This is a genomic window from Streptomyces adelaidensis, assembly GCF_016598475.1.
In the GTDB taxonomy this organism is placed as follows: domain Bacteria; phylum Actinomycetota; class Actinomycetes; order Streptomycetales; family Streptomycetaceae; genus Streptomyces; species Streptomyces adelaidensis.
Genome location: NZ_JAEMUX010000064.1, coordinates 1 through 18426, shown reverse-complemented (window position 1 = coordinate 18426; position 18426 = coordinate 1). Strand labels below are relative to the sequence as shown.

The 18426-nt window shown below is 73.1% G+C and carries 13 protein-coding genes; 4 read left to right on the top strand and 9 right to left on the bottom strand.

Going from position 1 to position 18426, the window contains the following annotated elements; all coding sequences use genetic code 11:
• Positions 1–167: 167 nt before the first annotated feature.
• Complete coding sequence (locus I8N67_RS29530) at positions 168–3578, top strand: SCO5717 family growth-regulating ATPase (protein ID WP_200307279.1); 3411 nt, start codon at positions 168–170, stop codon at positions 3576–3578.
• Positions 3579–3734: 156 nt separating this feature from the next.
• Here the strand turns inward: I8N67_RS29530 and I8N67_RS29525 are convergent, their stop codons facing one another.
• The 9 genes from I8N67_RS29525 to rimP form a co-directional block, all read right to left on the bottom strand.
• Positions 3735–4688 (bottom strand): bifunctional riboflavin kinase/FAD synthetase, encoded by a 954-nt coding sequence (locus I8N67_RS29525; RefSeq protein WP_200307278.1) that lies wholly within the window; start codon positions 4686–4688, stop codon positions 3735–3737.
• 140 nt (positions 4689–4828) lie between these two features.
• Positions 4829–8662, bottom strand: a complete 3834-nt coding sequence (locus I8N67_RS29520) for a S1 family peptidase (RefSeq protein WP_200307277.1) — start codon at positions 8660–8662, stop codon at positions 4829–4831.
• 323 nt (positions 8663–8985) lie between these two features.
• Entirely contained in the window at positions 8986–9900 is a 915-nt protein-coding gene (gene truB / locus I8N67_RS29515) for a tRNA pseudouridine(55) synthase TruB (RefSeq protein ID WP_200307276.1), read from the bottom strand.
• On the bottom strand, positions 9897–10346 hold the full coding sequence (gene rbfA / locus I8N67_RS29510; protein WP_200307275.1) for a 30S ribosome-binding factor RbfA: 450 nt from the start codon (positions 10344–10346) through the stop codon (positions 9897–9899). Before rbfA ends, truB begins: the two co-directional genes overlap by 4 nt.
• 46 nt (positions 10347–10392) lie before the next feature.
• Positions 10393–10686: a DUF503 domain-containing protein gene (locus I8N67_RS29505; RefSeq protein ID WP_200307274.1), complete on the bottom strand. Its 294-nt coding sequence runs from the start codon at positions 10684–10686 to the stop codon at positions 10393–10395.
• A 198-nt stretch (positions 10687–10884) separates the two neighbouring features.
• A complete protein-coding gene (gene infB, locus I8N67_RS44350) occupies positions 10885–14058 on the bottom strand; it encodes a translation initiation factor IF-2 (protein ID WP_200307273.1) in 3174 nt (1057 codons plus the stop codon).
• A gap of 147 nt (positions 14059–14205) precedes the next feature.
• A complete protein-coding gene (locus tag I8N67_RS29495; protein WP_200307272.1) occupies positions 14206–14502 on the bottom strand; it encodes a YlxR family protein in 297 nt (98 codons plus the stop codon).
• Positions 14503–14652: 150 nt separating this feature from the next.
• Positions 14653–15639 carry a transcription termination factor NusA gene (nusA, locus tag I8N67_RS29490; RefSeq protein WP_200307271.1) on the bottom strand — a complete coding sequence of 329 codons (987 nt, stop codon included), beginning with the start codon at positions 15637–15639 and terminating at the stop codon, positions 14653–14655.
• Positions 15640–15641: 2 nt separating this feature from the next.
• The gene (rimP, locus tag I8N67_RS29485) at positions 15642–16154 is read right to left on the bottom strand and encodes a ribosome maturation factor RimP (RefSeq protein ID WP_200307270.1); all 513 of its coding nucleotides are present in this window, start codon (positions 16152–16154) and stop codon (positions 15642–15644) included.
• A 197-nt stretch (positions 16155–16351) separates the two neighbouring features.
• Between rimP and I8N67_RS29480 the strand changes: the two genes are divergently transcribed.
• The 3 genes from I8N67_RS29480 to I8N67_RS29470 are packed head-to-tail and all read left to right on the top strand — an operon-like array spanning position 16352 to position 18294.
• A complete protein-coding gene (locus tag I8N67_RS29480; protein WP_307835407.1) occupies positions 16352–16882 on the top strand; it encodes a hypothetical protein in 531 nt (176 codons plus the stop codon).
• Complete coding sequence (locus tag I8N67_RS29475) at positions 16879–17334, top strand: ferritin-like domain-containing protein (protein WP_200307269.1); 456 nt, start codon at positions 16879–16881, stop codon at positions 17332–17334. The genes I8N67_RS29480 and I8N67_RS29475 overlap by 4 nt, the downstream gene beginning before the upstream one ends.
• Positions 17335–17361: 27 nt before the next feature.
• A complete protein-coding gene (locus I8N67_RS29470; RefSeq protein ID WP_200307268.1) occupies positions 17362–18294 on the top strand; it encodes an aminoglycoside phosphotransferase family protein in 933 nt (310 codons plus the stop codon).
• Positions 18295–18426: the final 132 nt, after the last annotated feature.

The window sequence follows — 18426 nt, the reverse complement described above, 5'->3', positions numbered from 1 at the left end:
TTTGATGATTAGGCTGGGGTACAGCACGTCGTGAGTCGCCCGCGAGCGGGTGGTACAGGCTGTGCGACATGGCCCGGGGCCCGAGGGGGGACCAGCCCGGCGAATCGGACGACAGGAACGGTCGCCCCAGCACAGCATGAGGGTGCTCGACCACACCAGGAGGAACTGTGAGCAGCGAGCGGGACGGGATCCGCGGGGGCTGGGCCACACCCGACGATGACCAGCCCGACGCGGAGTCCGCCATCGAGATGACGGGCGAGTTCACCATCGACTACGCGCCGCCTGCCTGGTACACGCAGAACGCCTCGCCGGGAGCGGCCGGGGCAGGGGCGGATTCGGGTGCGGGGGCTGCTGGTGCGGGGGCTGCGGGTGCGGGTGCGGGGAGTGTTCCTCCGGCCGTTGGTCCCGCGACGCCTCCGGCCGTTGGTGCCGTGACGCCTCCGGCCGTTGGTGCCGTAACGCCGCCGCCCGCGCCGCCGGTCGGTCCTCCTGTCGACATGTCCGGCTCGTCCGGCGCGGCTCCGGGTGGCGCCTTTCCGACTCCCTGGCCACCTGTCGCGCCCCCGGTCGGGCACCCTGTCGCCGCCGCGCCCGAGGCCGGCTTCGACAACGGGGACATCGAGAGCGGCGCGACCATGCGGATCTCCGCTGCCGCGTTGAAGCGTGAGGTCGCGGGTGCGAGTGCGGCCGACGAAGAGACGGCTTCCGACGCGCCTCCCCAGGTCGACGCGGGTGCGGGTGCTGCTTCCGGTGGCGGTGAAGTGGGTGCCGGCGACTTTGAGTTGAACGCGCCGCAGGCGGAGGACGGGGAGGCGGGGGGCGCGAATGCGTCCGACGCCGGGTCCGTGGCCGGTAGCGGCGACGGTGTCAATGCCAGTGTCCCTCACGCTGAGGGGGCTGCGGAGGCCGGTGCGGCTGCCGAGGTGCGGCAGGACGGCCCCGCAGTCGGCAGCGCTGTTGCGGACGCCAATGCCGATGCCGATGCCGATGCCGTCGAGCGGCCCGCCGATGGCCAGAGCGCGCAGGGCAGCGGTGGTCAGGACCACCCGGACGGTGAAAGCTCCGAGGGCTCAGCCGCTACGGAGGCGTCCAGCGAGGCGGGTGCCGCCGCTGAGGGCGAGCAGCCCGGGGACGCCGTGAGCCCGGACGCCGTCTCCGACAGGGCCGAGCCGGCGGAGGCCACGCTTCCGGAGGCCGCTCCTCAAGGCGCCGTCGCTGACGCCGCCGAGCCCGAGGAGGCCGCGCCGCAACCCCCCGCGCCGCAGGCCGGTGCACCGCAGGACATCCCACCCGCCACACCCGCCGCACCGGTTCCGGCCGCGTCCGGTGGCGTGCCGCAGACGCCGCCCGCCTGGACGCCCCCGCCGACGCCGACGCCGACGCCGCAAGGTGGGCTTCCGCCGTTGCCGCCCGCGTACCAGCCCGCCGCGCCCGCCCCGGCGGCGCAGTGGCCCGCGTCCGCACCGTCGGCGCCGGACGCGCAGGCGGTGCCCGGGATGCCCGATCAGCAGCAGCCGATCCACCCGCAGGCTCCTCAGGGCGCGCCTGCGGCCTGGGGCAACGCTGTCGACGCCCCAGCTGCGCCGCCGGCCCCGCAGGCCGCCGGTGCCCCCGCTCCCGCCGGCTACGGCTTCCCTCAGCCCGGCACTCCCGTACCGCCCCAGGCACCCATCCCCCACCAGGGCGGCTACGGCTTCCCCCAACCTCCGGCTCAGCCCGGGCAGCCGGGACAACCGGGACAGCCAGGTACCCCCGCCCCCGGTTACGGCTTCCCGCCCTCCAGCACACCCGTACCGCCCCAGGCACCCATCCCCCACCAAGGCGGCTACGGCTTCCCCCAGCCCCCGGCCCAACCGGGCGCACCCGCACCTGCCCCCGCACCCCACCCCAACGCGCCACAGCCCCCCGGCCCCCCGGCGGGCTACGGCTTCCCGCACCCCGGCACACCGAACACCCCTGGCACGCCCGGCGCCGCCGGCCCGCCCGGCACTCCCGGCGCCCCCCTCGCCCCACCCCCCCAAGGCGGCTACGGCTTCCCCCAGCCCCCCGCCCAGCCCGGCCACCCCAGCCAGGCCGCCCAACCGCACGCCCCCTTCCCCGCCCAGCCCGGACACCCCGCCCACCCAGGCCAGCCCGAACAGCCGGCCCACGCAGCTCACCCAGACCACCCCGGACAGCCCGGTCACCCCGGACACCCCGGCGGTCAAGCCCACCCCCCCGCCCCCATCGACCCTCGCACAGGCGCCGCCTGGCCCCAGGCCGTGCAGCACGACCAGCGGCAGCCCACCAACCCGGGTGTCGCCCCGCTCGGTTACACCGCGGCAGTCGAGCTGTCCTCCGACCGGCTGCTGAACAGCAAGAAGCAGAAGGCGAAGAGCAGTCGTCCCGCGTCGGGCGGCGGGCTGTTCAAGCTGGGCGGCAAGAAGGAGGAGGCCGAGCGGCAGCGGAAGCTGGAGCTGATCAGGACCCCGGTCCTGTCCTGCTACCGCATCGCGGTCATCAGCCTGAAGGGCGGCGTGGGCAAGACCACGACCACCACGGCCCTCGGCTCGACGCTCGCCACGGAGCGGCAGGACAAGATCCTCGCGATCGACGCCAACCCGGACGCGGGCACGCTCGGCCGCCGGGTGCGCCGCGAGACCGGGGCCACCATCCGTGACCTGGTCCAGGCGATCCCGTACCTCAACTCGTACATGGACATCCGGCGGTTCACCTCGCAGGCCCCCTCCGGCCTGGAGATCATCGCGAACGACGTCGACCCGGCCGTGTCCACGACCTTCAACGACGAGGACTACCGGCGCGCGATCGACATCCTCGGCAAGCAGTACCCGATCATCCTGACCGACTCGGGTACGGGCCTGCTCTACAGCGCGATGCGCGGGGTGCTCGACCTCGCCGACCAGCTCATCATCATCTCGACGCCGTCGGTGGACGGTGCGAGCAGCGCCAGTACGACACTCGACTGGCTCTCCGCGCACGGGTACCAGGACCTGGTGGCACGCTCCATCACGGTCATCTCGGGTGTGCGCGACACCGGCAAGATGATCAAGGTGGAGGACATCGTCTCCCACTTCGAGACGCGCTGCCGCGGTGTCATCGTCGTGCCCTTCGACGAACACCTGGCCGCCGGTGCCGAGTTGGACCTCGACATGATGCGGCCGAAGGTGCGGGAGTCGTACTTCACGCTCGCGGCCATGGTCGCCGAGGACATGGCCCGCCACCAGCAGTCACACGGCCTGTGGACGTCGGACGGCAACCCGCCGCCGGTGGCCGCCCCGCCGATGCCGGGCCGGCAAACGCCTGGTCAGCCGATGCCGGGCCAGCCATATCCCGCGCAGCAGCAGCCCGGCCAGCCGTACCCACAGCAGCCGCAGCCCCAGCCGTACCCCGGCCAGCCCTACCCGGGTCAGCCCGCCCCCGGCCAGGCCCCGCAGCCCTACGGCCACCCCGGCCATCCCCAGCAGCCGGCGCCGGGCCAGCACGCTCCGGGCCAGCCGTACCCCCCGCAACAGCAGGATCAGCAGTACCCGCAGCAGCCGGGCCAGCCCTACCCGCCCGCACCGCCCCCCCAGCAGTAACGGCCCAACCGCACACGCCAAAGGGCCCGTACCGTTCACGAGTCTCGAACGACTCGATCGGTACGGGCCCCACGCGTATCCGCCGCATTCGGCACAGCCGACCCGGCCTACGCGGCCGACGCATTGAGCGCAGTCGGCGCTCCACACCTCAGGGGACTACTCCCCCTCATACGCCCCGATCAGCTCCCGGCACCTCTTCACGTCGTCCCCGATCGCCACGAGCAGCGCGTCCAGCGAGTCGAACTTCGCCTGGCCGCGCACATAGGCGAGGAAGTCGACGGCGACGTGGAGGCCGTAGAGGTCGAGCCCCACCCGGTCGATGGCGTACGCCTCGACCGTGCGCTCGGTGCCGTCGAACTGCGGGTTCGTGCCGACGGAGATCGCGGCGGGCATGGCCTCGCCCTCGACATGCAGCCAGCCGGCGTAGACGCCGTCGGCGGGGATGGCGGTGTGCGGGAGTGTCTCGACGTTGGCCGTCGGGAAGCCCAGTTCGCGGCCGCGCTGGGCGCCGCGTACGACGACGCCCTCGACGCGGTGCGGGCGGCCGAGGATCTCGCGCGCGCCCTCGACGTCGCCCTCGGTGACCAGCCGCCGGGTCATGGTCGAGGAGAAGGGCTGACCGCCGCCCGCCTCACCGGTGACGAACAGGTCGACGACCTCGACGTCGAAGTCGTACGTCTTGCCCTGCTCGGCCAGGAACGCCACATCGCCGGCGGCCTTGTGGCCGAAGCGGAAGTTGGGGCCCTCGACGACCGCCCTGGCGTGCAGCCTGTCGACCAGGACCTTGGCGACGAAGTCGGCCGGGGACAGCCGCGAGAACTCGGTGGTGAAGGGCAGGATCAGGACCGCGTCCACGCCCAGCCCGGCCATCAGTTCGGCGCGGCGGTGGTGCGGGGCGAGCAGTGGCGGGTGGCTGCCGGGGCGCAGGACCTCGCTGGGGTGCGGGTCGAAGGTGACGGCGACGGTGGGAACGCCCAGCTCGCGGGCGCGTTCCACGGCGTGCCGGAGGATCAGCTGGTGTCCGCGGTGCACCCCGTCATAGGAACCGATGGTGACGACGCTGCGCCCCCAGTCCTCGGGGATGTCCTCCAAGCCACGCCAGCGCTGCACTGTGACCGCTCCTCGTCGAACCTGTGTCCGTGGTTGCCTCGTACGCAGGTCTAAGGGTGCCATGCCGGATGCCCTCGGCCCGCATCGGCATCCGGGCTGTGACCCGGAGCACGGATTCACGGCCCTTCACGGAACCCCCTTCACACGGACACCCGCACGCCGGGCGCCCCCCGCACCCCCGCCAGGTTCTCGATCATGCGCCGCGTGCTCGGACCGACGACCGCCGCCCACTCCTGGGGCGTACCGCTGAGCCACCCGGCCACCATGCCCGCGAAGCCGGGAACGTGGCGGGCCAGGTCGACGAGCGCCCAGTCGAAACGGGTGGCCCCCTCGGGCGTCCGGACGAGCAGCATCCCGACCCGGTGAATCAAGGCCCTGGTCTCCCCGAAGTCCCTCCTGCCCTCTCCCCCACCCGCATCGGCCCCGCGCGCGGCGGCGGCCCGCAGCAGCGCGTCCAGCACCGACGGATCCCGCTCGGTCGCCATCAGCAGGTCGAGCAGTTCGCGCCGCAGCGGCACGGACGTGGACGTGCCCGGCTCGGCGAAGACCGCCGCGAGCGCCGCCCGCACCTGCACAGGCCCCTCGGTGACAAGCCCGCTGACCAGCGGGAACAGCACAGCTCGGGTCCCGGGCCCATGCTCCAGCCGCCGGTCGACGTACGCGGCCACATGCCCGGCCACCTCGGGGCGCAGCTCGACGACCTCCCGTACGAGCGTGGTGACGCGCCGCGCGAGACCGGGCGTGGTCACCTCGGCGAGCGTCCGCAGAGCCTCCCCATCGGAACCATCGGAACCATCGGAACCATCGGGACCGCCGGAGCCACAGGTGTTGGAGCCGCCGTGGCCCCCCGGCGTCCGCAGCCGCGTGCGGAACGCGTCGAGGACCGCGTCCGGATGCGTGGCGAGGGCGGTGACGAGCGCACTCGCGGGCAGTTGCGGATCACCGGCCGCGAAGCGCTCCAACGCCTGGGGCAGGTACCGGGATCTGGTCAGCGGGTCCCGTACGAGCAGGGCGAGCGCCCCGCTGTGCAGGGTGACGTCGGCGGGGCGGCCCAGCAGGGCGAGGGCCGCGTAGCGGAGCAGCTCGTGGTCGGCCTCCGTACGCACATGCGGAGCCGTCCGCAGCCCGTAGGCCAGCGCGGCGACCCGCCGCGCCGGGCGCTCGTCGTGCGCCCACCGGTCGACGGCCCGGCACACCGCCGAGGGCTCCTCCTCGGACAGTACGGCGAGGAGTTCGTCGCCGCGCCGGTGCGCGCGGTCGACGAGCGCCTCGGTCAGGTCGTCCAGGGCACACCGCCGGTGTGTGTGCAGCAGCGCCTGCGCGGCCGTCGCCACGGTGGCGTCCGGGTTCGCGACCAGCGGGGTGTCGTCGTGGAACCAGCGGGTGAGGTGCGGTTGTACGGCGGTGGGGTCGGCGCCGAGGAGGCGGGAGGCCACGTCCAGGTAGCGGGGCCCGTCGCCAGTGGCCGGGTCGGCGACGACCAGGCGGCGCAGCAGGCCGAACCGTTCCGCCTCGGGCAGCGGCAGCGCCGCCCAGAAGTCCGGCCCGAACTCCGGCGGTACGTCCCGGCCCTGGGCCTGCCAGGCCCCGATCCGCTCGGTGAGGAACCGCAGCACCCGGCTGTACGGCGTGGCGTCGGGCACCCTCAGCAGCGCCTCGGACAGGAGGTGGGTGGCCCACCAGGTCGGGGCGTCGGGTGGTGTGGCGCCCGGCGGCAGCAGCGCGTCCAGGGCGTCGAGCAACTCCTCCAGGCGCCCGGAGAGTTCGGTGGGGCCCTGCTGCCGGCCGAGGAGGAGCAGCGCGTGGACGACGGGGCCGATGCGGTGGCGGGGCACGGGGAGGTCGCGGGTGGCCCGGCGGGCGTGCCGGCGGACGCGGGCCTGCGACGGCATCGTGCCCCAGGCCCGCCCCGCCTCGGCCCGCGCGGCCCAGCCCCGGTGCACCAGCGCGTGCAGGGCCGCGTCGAGGTCCAGGTGCGCGCCCTGGATCCAGTCGGCCAGCTCCTCGTGGGCGAAGCGGTAGCCGTTGCCCGCCGGGACGAGCAGCCCCTCGGTGAGCACGGCCGAGGCCCAACCGGTGGTCCCGCCGAGCCGCCTCCCCGGCACCGGCCCCCAGGGGAACACCGCCTCGAACGCCGCCCGGTCCAGCTCCCCCTGCCCGGGCCCGAGACACCGCCGCGCCGCCTCGTGCACCTGCCCGGAGACCTGCGCGGCGAGCCGCCGTACGGCCGTGCCCCGCACTCCGTTCACCGCGGCGAGCCGCACGGCGACGCGCAGGCACATCAGGGCCAGGTAGGCGGCCAGCACCTCGTTCCGGTCGGGACGGCCCGAAGCCCCGGTGGCGGCCACCCGCGGGGCCCCCGCCCCACCGGGCGGCCCGGCGAAGGCGCCATCCTCGCCGGGCCGCCCGCCCGGGCCCTCCGGCAGCGCCGCCCGCACCTCGGAGAGGAGCCGCAGGGTGAGCGGGTGCCGGGCGTCGGTGGCGGAGAGCGCGCCTTCGGGGATCCCGTACCGCAGCCGGGCGCGCCGCGCCTCGGCCTCGGTCAGGTCGCCCAGCCGTACGCAGGGAGGCAGTGGTTGTCCTTGGCCGGCGGGCTCGCTCCCGTGCAGCAGCTCCGGCGGGAACTGCGAGCCGGCCCGCTCCCAGTACTCGGCGCGGCAGGCCACCACGAGCCGCGCCCCGTTCTCCCGGAGCCACTCGACCGTCCCGGCGGTCCACTCGGCCGACCGCTGGGCCGGCGTGGGCGGCATCTCCTCGGGGCCGTCGAGAACCAGCAGCAGGGGCCGCCCCGCCGCCAGCGCGAGCCGGGCCAGCCGCTCCGGCCGGATGTCCCCCAGCTCCCCGTCGTACCGCCCCGGTAGCGACGACGGCTCCACCCCGGCCCGCCGGTCGTCCAAGGCACCCGAGGCGTCGGAGGCACCCGAAGGGTCAGCGGCGCCACACGTGTCCGGCCGGCCCGGGCCGTTCGACGCCGCCACGATCCGCCCCGCCCGCTCCAGCGCCCGTCGCGCCGCGTCCGCCACGGACGCGTCGTCGGCCAGCAGGTCGGCCCCGCGGAGCCACAGCGTGGGGGCGGACTCGGGCTCCCGGCCGCGCCGGGCGGCCAGGGCCGCCAGTTCCGTCGTACGGCCGCTGCCGGGTGGGCCGACGAGGCCGAGCACGGTGGCCGGGCCGTCGGCGAAGGCGGCGAACTCCCTGACGACAACGGGCCGTTCCACGGGTTCGGCACCGGTCGCCGCGACGGCCCCGGCGCCCGCGCCCGGCCCGTCCGACCCCACGGTGGTGGCCGTGAGCTCCAGCACCCCGGCGAGATTCAGATCGCTCCCGTACGCGGGCACCGTCGCCGCGTTGCGGGCGAGAAGCTCGGCCAGCGGCGGCTCTGCGCGCCAGCCGCGCAGGGGTACGGCGAAGCCGGTGGCCCGGTGCCGGGCCTCCAGTGCCGTGCCGAGGACGCCCACCACGGCGCCGGTGGTCATGTCGAGCACGGGTCCCCCGGCCGCTCCCCCGGCCGGCCGCAGCGCCTCGCGCCCGGCCGTCCCGATCGCCAACTCCAGGGCGCCGCGCAGCAGATGGAACCCGTCGGTCGCGGTGTACGTGACGTCCGCCGCGCCCAGCACCCGGGCCTCGCGCCAGCCGCCGGCCGCGATCCGGACGTATGCTCCCGTCCCGATTTCGTCGCGCAGGGCGAAGGGCAGCGGGTCCACACACAGCCCCTCGGTGCGGATCAGCGCGAGATCGAGGGCGGGCAGCGGGGTCACCGCGTCGGAGGTCACCACGCAAGTGCGCTCCCCGGCCGTGTGCAGCACCAGCCGGGCCAGCCCGTCCACCGCCTCGTGGCTGGTGACCACCGTGCCGTGGTGGTCGGCCACGAAGCCGGTGCCGCGCGGGCGTCCCGCCAGGTCGCCGACGCGTACCAGGACCTCGTCCCGAGCCGCCCGGCCGTCGTCCGTTGCCCGACGGCCACGTACCGCCATTCCTGACCTCCCCGTCGTACCTCTGTTCCGACGGTAGGCACCCGAAGATCAGCAGAACAGATCGTCCGGCGAACGCGCCCCCTTCCGCTCCCTCGGTTCACTCCGAGCGCCTGCACGAAGGGGTGAATAGGCGTCGGCGGATGGATACACCTCTGGGTGGGGGAACCGAGGGGGGACCGTGGAGCGGCGGGAACAGCAAGTCCCGCCGCTCCGCTGGGCTTTGGCCGATGAGCGGGAGTTCGGCGGGTGCGGGTCGTGCGTGGTTGATCGCGCAGTTCCCCGCGCCCCTGAAGCACGCGGTGCCCACACCCGAAAGGCCGGCCTCAGCCGAAGATCGCCAGGCTCTTGGCCTTGCCCTTCTGGCTCTCCACGAGGGCCAGGAAGCGCCCGGTGGGGTCGAAGACGGCGACGGCCCCGCGGCCCTCGTACTCCTCGGGCATCTCCAGCCGCACCCCGTTCAGCAGCAGCCCCGCCCGCCTGTCGTCCACGTCCCAGCGGGGGAACGCGGCCGTGGCGGCCTCGGCGACCGGCATCACGGTCAGCTCCGCCTGGAGCTGGTCGAGCGTCCGGGCGGACTCCAGCTTGTACGGCCCCACTCGGGTCCGGCGCAGCGCGGTGAGGTGGCCGCCGACGCCCAGGTCCGCGCCCAGGTCACGGGCGAGGGCCCGGATGTACGTCCCGGAGGAGCACACCACCGACACCACCAGGTCGAGGACGGGGGTGCCGTCCTCGGCGACGGCGTCGCGGACGTCGTACACCGCGAAGGAGGAGACGGTTACGGGCCGGGCGGGAATCTCGAAGTCCTCGCCGTCCCTGGCCCGCTTGTACGACCGCACGCCGTCGATCTTGATGGCGCTGACCTTGGACGGCACCTGCATGATGGCGCCGGTCAGCTTGGCGATCCCGGCGTCGACGGCTTCGCGGGTGACCTTCGACGCGTCGACCGACGCCGTGATCTCGCCCTCGGCGTCGTCGGTGATCGTCGTCTGCCCGAGCCGGACGGTCCCCAGGTACTCCTTCTCGGTGAGCGCGAGGTGACCGAGGAGCTTGGTCGCCTTCTCCACACCGAGGACGAGCACACCGGTGGCCATGGGATCGAGCGTCCCCGCGTGCCCGATCCGCCGGGTCCGGGCGATGCCGCGCATCTTGGCGACGACATCGTGCGAAGTGAAGCCCGACGGCTTGTCGACGACGACAAGCCCGTCGGGCGGGGTGGTCTTCTGACGCTGCTGGGTCATTCTGCGGCGTCGTCCTCGTCCTCGTCGCCCGGCTTCTTGTACGGGTCGGCCTCACCGGCGTACTGGGCGCCGGACGCGTCCTCGCGCACCTTGGCGTCCGAGGTCCGCGCCTTGTCGAGGAGGTCCTCGATGGTCTTGGCGGTGTCGGGGAGGGCGTCGGCCACGAAGGTGAGGCTCGGCGTGAACTTCACGCCCGCGGCGCGCCCGACCTCGGAACGCAGGACGCCCTTGGCGCTCTCCAGTCCCGCGGCGGCGGCCGCCCGCTCCTCGTCGTCCCCGTACACCGTGTAGAAGACGGTCGCCTCCCGCAGATCCCCGGTCACCCGGGTGTCCGTGATGGTGACGTGTGAGCCGAGTCGCGGGTCCTTGATCCCACGCAGCAGCTTCTTGGCCACCACCTCTCGGATGAGGTCCGCCAGCCTCTTGGCACGCGCGTTGTCGGCCACTGGTCCGTCTCCTAGCTCGTTCTGCGTTTCTCTGATCAGTTCTCGGTCAGTCGTCGTCGCCGTGGAGACGACGTCTCACCGAGAGAAGTTCCACCTCGGGGCGCCCGGCGACCAGCCGCTCGCACCGGTCCAGTACGTCGGTCAGATGACCGGTGTCGCCCGAGACCACCGCCAGTCCGATGACGGCCCGGCGGTGCAGATCCATGTGCTCGACCTCCGCCACACTCACCGCGAACTTGCGCTGGAGTTCAGCGACGATCGGGCGGACGACGGAGCGCTTCTCCTTCAGCGACCGTACGTCGCCGAGCAGGAGGTCGAAGGACAGAGTCCCCACGTACATATGTGTATCCGGTTCACCCGCCGGTACGGGATAGATGGCCTGCCCGGGTGCCTGGGCAGGAACATCAGAACCGTACAACGAACGGGACACCGACTCGACGGGATTGTTTCGCCCGCGGGCAGGGCCCCGACAACCCCCAGAGACGGCCACACCGGCCGGCGGTGAACAAGTCACCCCCGGCCGGCATGGACCAACCACTTATGAACGCGGCTTCTCGCGCATCTCGTACGTCGCGATGACGTCGTCGACCTTGATGTCGTTGAAGTTGCCGAGGTTGATACCGCCCTCGAACCCTTCGCGGATCTCGGTGACGTCGTCCTTGAAGCGACGCAGACCGGAGATGGTGAGGCTCTCCGCGATGACCTTGCCGTCGCGGACGAGGCGCGCCTTGGTGTTGCGCTTGACCTCTCCGGAGCGGACCAGGACACCGGCGATGTTGCCCAGCTTGGACGACTTGAAGACCTCGCGGATCTCCGCCGTGCCGAGCTCGACCTCCTCGTACTCCGGCTTGAGCATGCCCTTGAGGGCCGCCTCGATCTCCTCGATGGCCTGGTAGATCACCGAGTAGTACCGGACGTCGACGCCCTCGCGCTCCGCCATCTGCGCCGCGCGGCCCGCAGCGCGGACGTTGAAGCCGATGACGATCGCGTCGGAGCCGGTCGCCAGGTCGATGTCCGACTCGGTGACCGCACCGACGCCGCGGTGCAGGATGCGGATGTCGACCTCTTCGCCGACGTCGAGCTGGAGCAGCGAGGACTCGAGAGCCTCCACCGAACCGGACGCGTCGCCCTTGATGATGAGGTTGAGTTCCTGCACCAGACCGGCCTTGAGGGCCTCGTCCAGGTTCTCCAGGGAGAACCGGACTCCGCGCCTGGCGAAGTTGGCGTTGCGCTCGCGCGCCGCCCGCTTCTCGGCGATCTGACGGGCCGTACGGTCCTCGTCGACAACCAGGAAGTTGTCGCCGGCACCCGGCACGTTGGTGAGACCGAGGACGAGGACCGGGGTCGAGGGACCCGCCTCTTCCACGTTCTCGCCCTTGTCGTCGAGCATCGCGCGGACACGGCCGTACGCGTCGCCGACCACCATGGTGTCGCCGACCCGCAGGGTGCCTCGCTGGACCAGGACGGTCGCGACGGCGCCGCGGCCCCGGTCGAGGTGGGACTCGATCGCGATGCCCTGCGCGTCCTGCTCCGGGTTGGCCCGCAGGTCGAGCGAGGCGTCCGCGGTCAGAACCACGGCCTCCAGCAGGGAGTCGATGTTCAGACCCTGCTTGGCGGAGATGTCGACGAACATGGTGTCGCCGCCGTACTCCTCGGCCACCAGACCGAACTCGGTGAGCTGACCGCGCACCTTGGTCGGGTCGGCACCCTCGACGTCGATCTTGTTGACCGCGACCACGATCGGCACACCGGCCGCCTTGGCGTGGTTCAGCGCCTCGATCGTCTGGGGCATCACACCGTCGTTGGCCGCCACCACGAGGATCGCGATGTCGGTCGACTTGGCACCACGGGCACGCATGGCGGTGAACGCCTCGTGACCCGGGGTGTCGATGAAGGTGATGCGACGCTCTTCTTCGTTGACCTGGGTGGCGACCTGGTACGCACCGATGTGCTGCGTGATACCGCCGGCCTCGCCCGCGACGACGTTCGTCTTGCGGATGGTGTCCAGCAGTCGGGTCTTACCGTGGTCGACGTGACCCATGACGGTCACGACCGGCGGACGCGCGACGAGGAACTCCTCGCCACCCTCGTCCTCGCCGAACTCGATGTCGAAGGACTCGAGCAGCTCGCGGTCCTCCTCCTCGGGGCTGACGATCTCGAGGACGAAGTTCATCTCGTCCGCGAGGAGCCTCAGCGTCTCGTCGGAGACGGACTGCGTGGCAGTGACCATCTCGCCGAGGTTCATCATCACGCCGACGAGCGACGCCGGGTTGGCGCCGATCTTCTCGGCGAAGTCGGTGAGGGACGCACCGCGCGACAGGCGGACGGACTGTCCGTTGCCGCGAGGCAGCATCACGCCGCCGACCGACGGGGCCTGCATGGCCTCGTACTCCTGGCGCCTCTGCCGCTTCGACTTGCGACCACGACGCGCGGGACCGCCGGGACGACCGAAGGCGCCCTGCGTGCCACCACGTGCGCCCGGACCACCGGGACGACCGCCGAAGCCGGGACGGCCACCGCCGCCACCCGGACCACCGGGACGACCGGCGAAACCGCCACCGCCGCCACCGGGACCGCCGGGACGACCGGCGAAGCCGCCGCCACCGCCACCGGGACCAGCGGGACGACCGGCGAAGCCGCCGCCACCCGGACGACCGCCGCCGCCACCACCGGGACCACCGGGACGACCGCCGCCGCCACCACCGGGACCGCGGCCACCGGGGCCACCGCCGCCGGGACGCGGGCCGGCAGCCGGACGCTGCGGCATCATGCCCGGGTTCGGACGGTTACCGCCGGGGCCACCGCCGGGACGGGGCGCCTGCGGACGGGGCATGCCACCCGGAGTCGGACGGGCACCGCCCGGACCGCCCTGGGGACGCGGAGCGCCACCGGGGCCGCCCTGCGGGCGGGGAGCCTGGCCGGGGGTCTGCGGACGCGGACCCCCACCCTGGGCGCCACCGGGACCACCGGGGCGCGGCGCGCCACCCGGACGGGGCGCCTGCGGGCGACCCATGCCGGTGGAGCCACCGGAGGTGAAGGGGTTGTTACCGGGACGCGGACCGGCCGGACGGGCACCGCCCGGCTTGGGGGCACCCCCGCCACCGGAACGCTCCGGACGCTGACCACCGGGACGCTGCGCCTGGCCACGGTCGCCACGCTCCTGCCCACGCTCCTGCCCACGGTCCTGACCGCGGTCTTGACCACGGTCCTGGCCGGGGCCGCCCGGACGCTGGCCACCGGGCCGCGGCGCACCGGGGCCGGGGCGAACGCCCGGACGCGGGGACGACGGGGCGACCGGAGCCGACGGGGGCGCCTGGAACTCGGGCACGCTCGGGGCCGGGGAGGCCGGAGCGGGCTTCGGCGCCGGCGGCTTGGGACCGGGCGTCGGGCGCGGGCCCGGAGCCGGGGTCTGGGCCGCGGGCTTCTCCGCCACGGGCGGCTTCGGTGCGGCCGGACCCGGACGCGGTGCGCCCGGACGGGCGCCCTGCGCGGGAGAGGGGGCCGCCGGACGAGCCGGGGCGGCCTTGCGGGGAGCGGGCTTGCCGCCCCCATTGCCCTGCTGGAGGGCATCGGTCAGTTTGCGTACAACGGGCGCCTCGATCGTCGAGGACGCCGAACGGACGAATTCACCGAGTTCCTGGAGCTTGGCCATGACGACCTTGCTCTCAACCCCGAACTCCTTGGCGAGTTCGTATACCCGGACCTTAGCCACTTCGCTCCTTTTTAGGTCCGGGTGCGTCCGGACCGTCGCTACTTCATGGGCGTACTCATCGCGTGCTCATCGAGTGCTCATCGCAATCTCGACCTACTTCCAACTCGCGGGGTACCAGGGCCGCGCGGAGGCTCCGTGCGGCACGTCCTACGGTGTTGCCTGCTCAGCAACTGTTGTCTGCTCCACGTATCGGCGCAACGCCTTTGTGTCGAGCGCTCCCGGGGCACGCAGCGCCCTCGTGAACGCCCGGCGGCGGACCGCCAGGTCGAGACAGACTGGGGAGGGGTGTACGTACGCACCCCGGCCGGGCAGCGTACCGCGAGGATCGGGGGCACATTCGTCCTCGATCGCCACGACCCGCAGCAGTCCGGTCTTGGCCGATCGCTGCCTGCACCCCACACAGGTGCGTTCAGGGCATGCATGGGCACGCGTCCGGCCAGACACCGCTAAGTCTACCTCCCCGCACCGACCTCACCCCTTTGGGGCAAGAATCGAACGGTTGTTGTCGTGATCTAAGCCACCTGCGGCTTGGATCTATTCCCTCGGCCCCCCGGCAGCCCCCGAAGGGGCCGGTCCGGACGTCCGATCGAGTGGTTACTCCGACGGCTGCTCGGTGTCCGGACGGATGTCGATGCGCCAGCCGGTGAGGCGGGCGGCGAGGCGGGCGTTCTGGCCCTCCTTGCCGATCGCCAACGAGAGCTGGTAGTCCGGCACCGTCACGCGCGCGGAGCGGGCCGCGAGGTCCACCACGTCGACCTTGGAGACCCGGGCCGGGGAGAGCGCGTTCGCCACCATCTCGGCCGGGTCGTCCGACCAGTCGACGATGTCGATCTTCTCGCCGTTCAGCTCGGCCATGACATTGCGCACCCGGCCGCCCATCGGGCCGATGCAGGCACCCTTGGCGTTCAGGCCGCTGCGGGTGGAGCGGACCGCGATCTTCGTCCGGTGACCGGCCTCACGTGCGATGGCGGAGATCTCGACGGAACCGTCGGCGATCTCCGGCACCTCCAGGGCGAAGAGCTTCTTCACCAGATTCGGGTGCGTGCGCGAGAGGGTGACGGACGGACCGCGGACACCCTTCGCCACCCGGACGACGTACGACCGCAGCCGTGTGCCGTGCTGGTACGCCTCGCCGGGGACCTGCTCCTGCACGGGCAGGATGGCCTCCAGCTTGCCGATGTCGACGAGCACGTTCTTCGGGTCGCGGCCCTGCTGGACCACACCGGTGACGATGTCGCCCTCACGGCCGGCGTACTCGCCGAGCGTCGCATCGTCCTCCGCGTCCCGCAGACGCTGCAGGATGACCTGCTTGGCGGTGGTGGCGGCGATGCGGCCGAAGTCCGACGGGGTGTCGTCGAACGGACGCGGCTCCTGCCCCTCCTCCAGGTCCTCGGGATCCTCCTTCGCCCACACGGTCACGTGGCCGGTCTCCCGGTTGAGCTCCACGCGCGCGTGCCGGCGGCTTCCCTCGGTGCGGTGGTAGGCGATGAGGAGGGCCGCCTCGATCGCCTCGACGAGCAGGTCGAAGGAGATCTCCTTCTCCCGTACCAAGCCCCGCAGGGCGCTCATGTCGATGTCCACGGCTACGCCTCCTCTTCTTCCGTCATGTCCGTCTTGTCCTTGCGGTTGAACTCGACCTGGACGCGGGCCCTGTCGATCTCTTCGAAGGCGAGTCTGCGGGTGGTGGCCTTGCGGCCCTTCACTCCGGGCACTTCGAGGTCGAGGCCGTCGTCGTCCACGGTCAGGATGCGGGCCACCAGCTCACCGGCGCCGTCGTGGAGCTGGAACCTGACCAGCCGGTCCACGGCGCGGTGGTAGTGGCGGTGTTCGGTCAGGGCGCGCTCGGCGCCCGGCGTACCGACTTCCAGGGTGTACTCCGCCTGTCCCATCGCGTCCGTCTCGTCCAGCTTGGCCGAGACGGCGCGGCTGACGTCGGCGACCGCGTCCAGATCCGCGCCCTCGTCCGAGTCGACCACCACGCGCAGCACTCGCTTGCGGCCGACCGAGTCCACTGCGATCTCTTCGAGATCGAGGCCCTGCGAGCGTACGAGCGGTTCCAGAAGTTCTCGCAGCCTCTCGCTCTGGGTGGTGCTCATCCGGGTGACTCCTCGGCCGCGTGTGCTGTTGTGGGTAGGGCGCGTGTCAGGTCAAAGGGTATCCGCTCCGCGAGGGTGTTGCCGTCCACGCGGGTTCCGTCGGGCGGGCGCGCGGTGGTGGCGTGTGCGAGGGGATCGCACGGGTACCGTGATCACACCGCTCTTTTGTTCGTACGACCCCTCTGAGGACGTCTGCCGTGTCGTTCACCGTGCCGTCGCGTACCCCGTCGGGGCCGCGCCGAAGGAGTCTGCTGGTCGGGGCCGCGGGTGCGGGTCTGCTCGTGGGGTGCTCGTCCGGGGGTGAGGGGCCCGATGCCGCCGGGGGCGGTACTTCGGCGGCGGAGCGGGCGCGGACTCGGGTGGCGCGGGACAGCGGGGAGCTGGTGGAGCGGTACGACGCCGCGCTCGCCGCACATCCGGACCTGACCGCGCTGCTGACACCGCTGCGGGCGGAGACCGTACGGCATGCCCGGGCGTTCGGGGGCGGGAAGAGCACGGGTGAGACGAGTGCTTCGCCGTCCGCGTCGCCCTCCGCTTCGGCCGTCCCCTCCCCCGTGCCCGAGGACCCGAAGTCCGCCCTCGCCGAGCTGGCCGCCGCCGAGCGGGCTCTCGCCGACCGGCGGGCGAAGGCGCTGCTGGAGGTGGAGGGCGAGGTGGCCCGGCTGATGGCTTCGGTCGCGGCGGCCGGGGCCGGGCACGCCTACTTGCTGACGGAGGGTGCGAAGTGAGCGGCGGGGAGCTGACGGCGGTACAGGCGGCGCTCGACGCCGAGCACGCCGCCGTCTACGGGTACGGGGTCGTCGGCGGGAAGATCGGCGAGGACCGGCGGAGCGAGGCGCGGGAGGCGTACGACGCCCACCGGGCCCGCCGGGACGAGCTCGCCCGCGTGGTGCGCGACCTGGACGGCAAGCCCGCCGCGGGGGCCGCCGGGTACGCCCTGCCGTTCCCGGTCACGGACTCCGACTCCGCCGTACGGCTCGCCGCCGAGCTGGAGGAGCGGGTGGCCGGGGTGTACTCCGATCTCGTACGGGCGGCCGAGGGTGAGCGGCGGCGTACGGCGGCCGAGGCGCTGCGGGAAGCGGCGGTGCGGGCGGTGCGGTGGCGGGGCGGAAGCGTAGCCTTCCCTGGTCTCGCCGAGCGGGCGGCCGGTGCCTCCGCGTCGGCGGCACCGCGCACCTGATCACGGTCCGAAGGGAACTACTCGCACATGGCTCGCATGGCTTTCGAGGCTTTCGAACCGCCGCGGCGACTCGTGCGGGCGCTCGCCGAGACACGGCGGCCGGGCGGCGGCGACGGGGTCGGCGAGTGGCTGGAGGAGCTGCCCGTGCTGGCCCAACAGGCCCTGGATCTACGCGAGTTGACCGTCGAGCGGGTACAGGCACCCGGCGGTCGCAGCAGTCTGGTGCTCCTCGTCCGGCGGATCGACGGCACCCCCGCCGTGCTCAAGCTGGCGCCCGAGCGGGCCCGGCCGGAGAGCGAACGGGCCGCGCTGGCCCACTGGGACGGGCGGGGTGCTGTGCGGTTGCTCAACCCCGGCGACAGTCAGGGCGTGCTGCTGCTGGAGCGGCTGAGCCCGGACCTGTCGGTGCGGTCGCTGCCCGAGCCGAAGGCGCTGCTGGAGGCCGCGGCGACGTTGCGGCGGCTCTGGGTCGAGCCGCCCGGGGCGCATGTCTTCGAGACCGTCGCCGAGCGGACCGGGCGGCAGGCCGAGCTGATGCGGGACGGCTCCGCCGGGGACGCCGAGGTACGGGCCCTGGTCGACGCCGCGCTGGCCGCTCGTGCGGAACTGCTCGGGTCCGAGCCCGAGGAGCGGTTGCTGCACGGGACGTTCCGGCAGAGCAAGGTGCTCGCCGGGGAGCGGTTGCCCTGGCTGGCCGTCGGGCCCGATCCGGTGGTCGGGGAGTGCGCGTTCGATCTGGCGCGGCTGGTGCGGGACCGGGTCGAGGATCTGATCGCGTCGCCGTCGGGGGCGGCGATCACTCGGCGGCGGGTGAGGAAGCTGGCCGAGTCGTTGGATGTGGATCAGGAGCGGTTGCGGGGGTGGACGTTGTTCCGGGCCGTGGAGTCGGGGGTTCGGGCTCGGCGGGTGGGGCGGGTGCAGGACGCGGAGTTGTTGTTGGAGTTCGCTGGGTGGCTCTAGCTTCCGCGGCTTCCGCGGCTTCCGCGGCTTCCGCGGAGGATGGGGTGTTGGGGTCAGGAGCGTTCGTCGGCCGTCGGTGATTCGTACTGAGCGCGCAGTTCCCCGCGCCCCTCAAGGGGCGCTGCCAGCGGC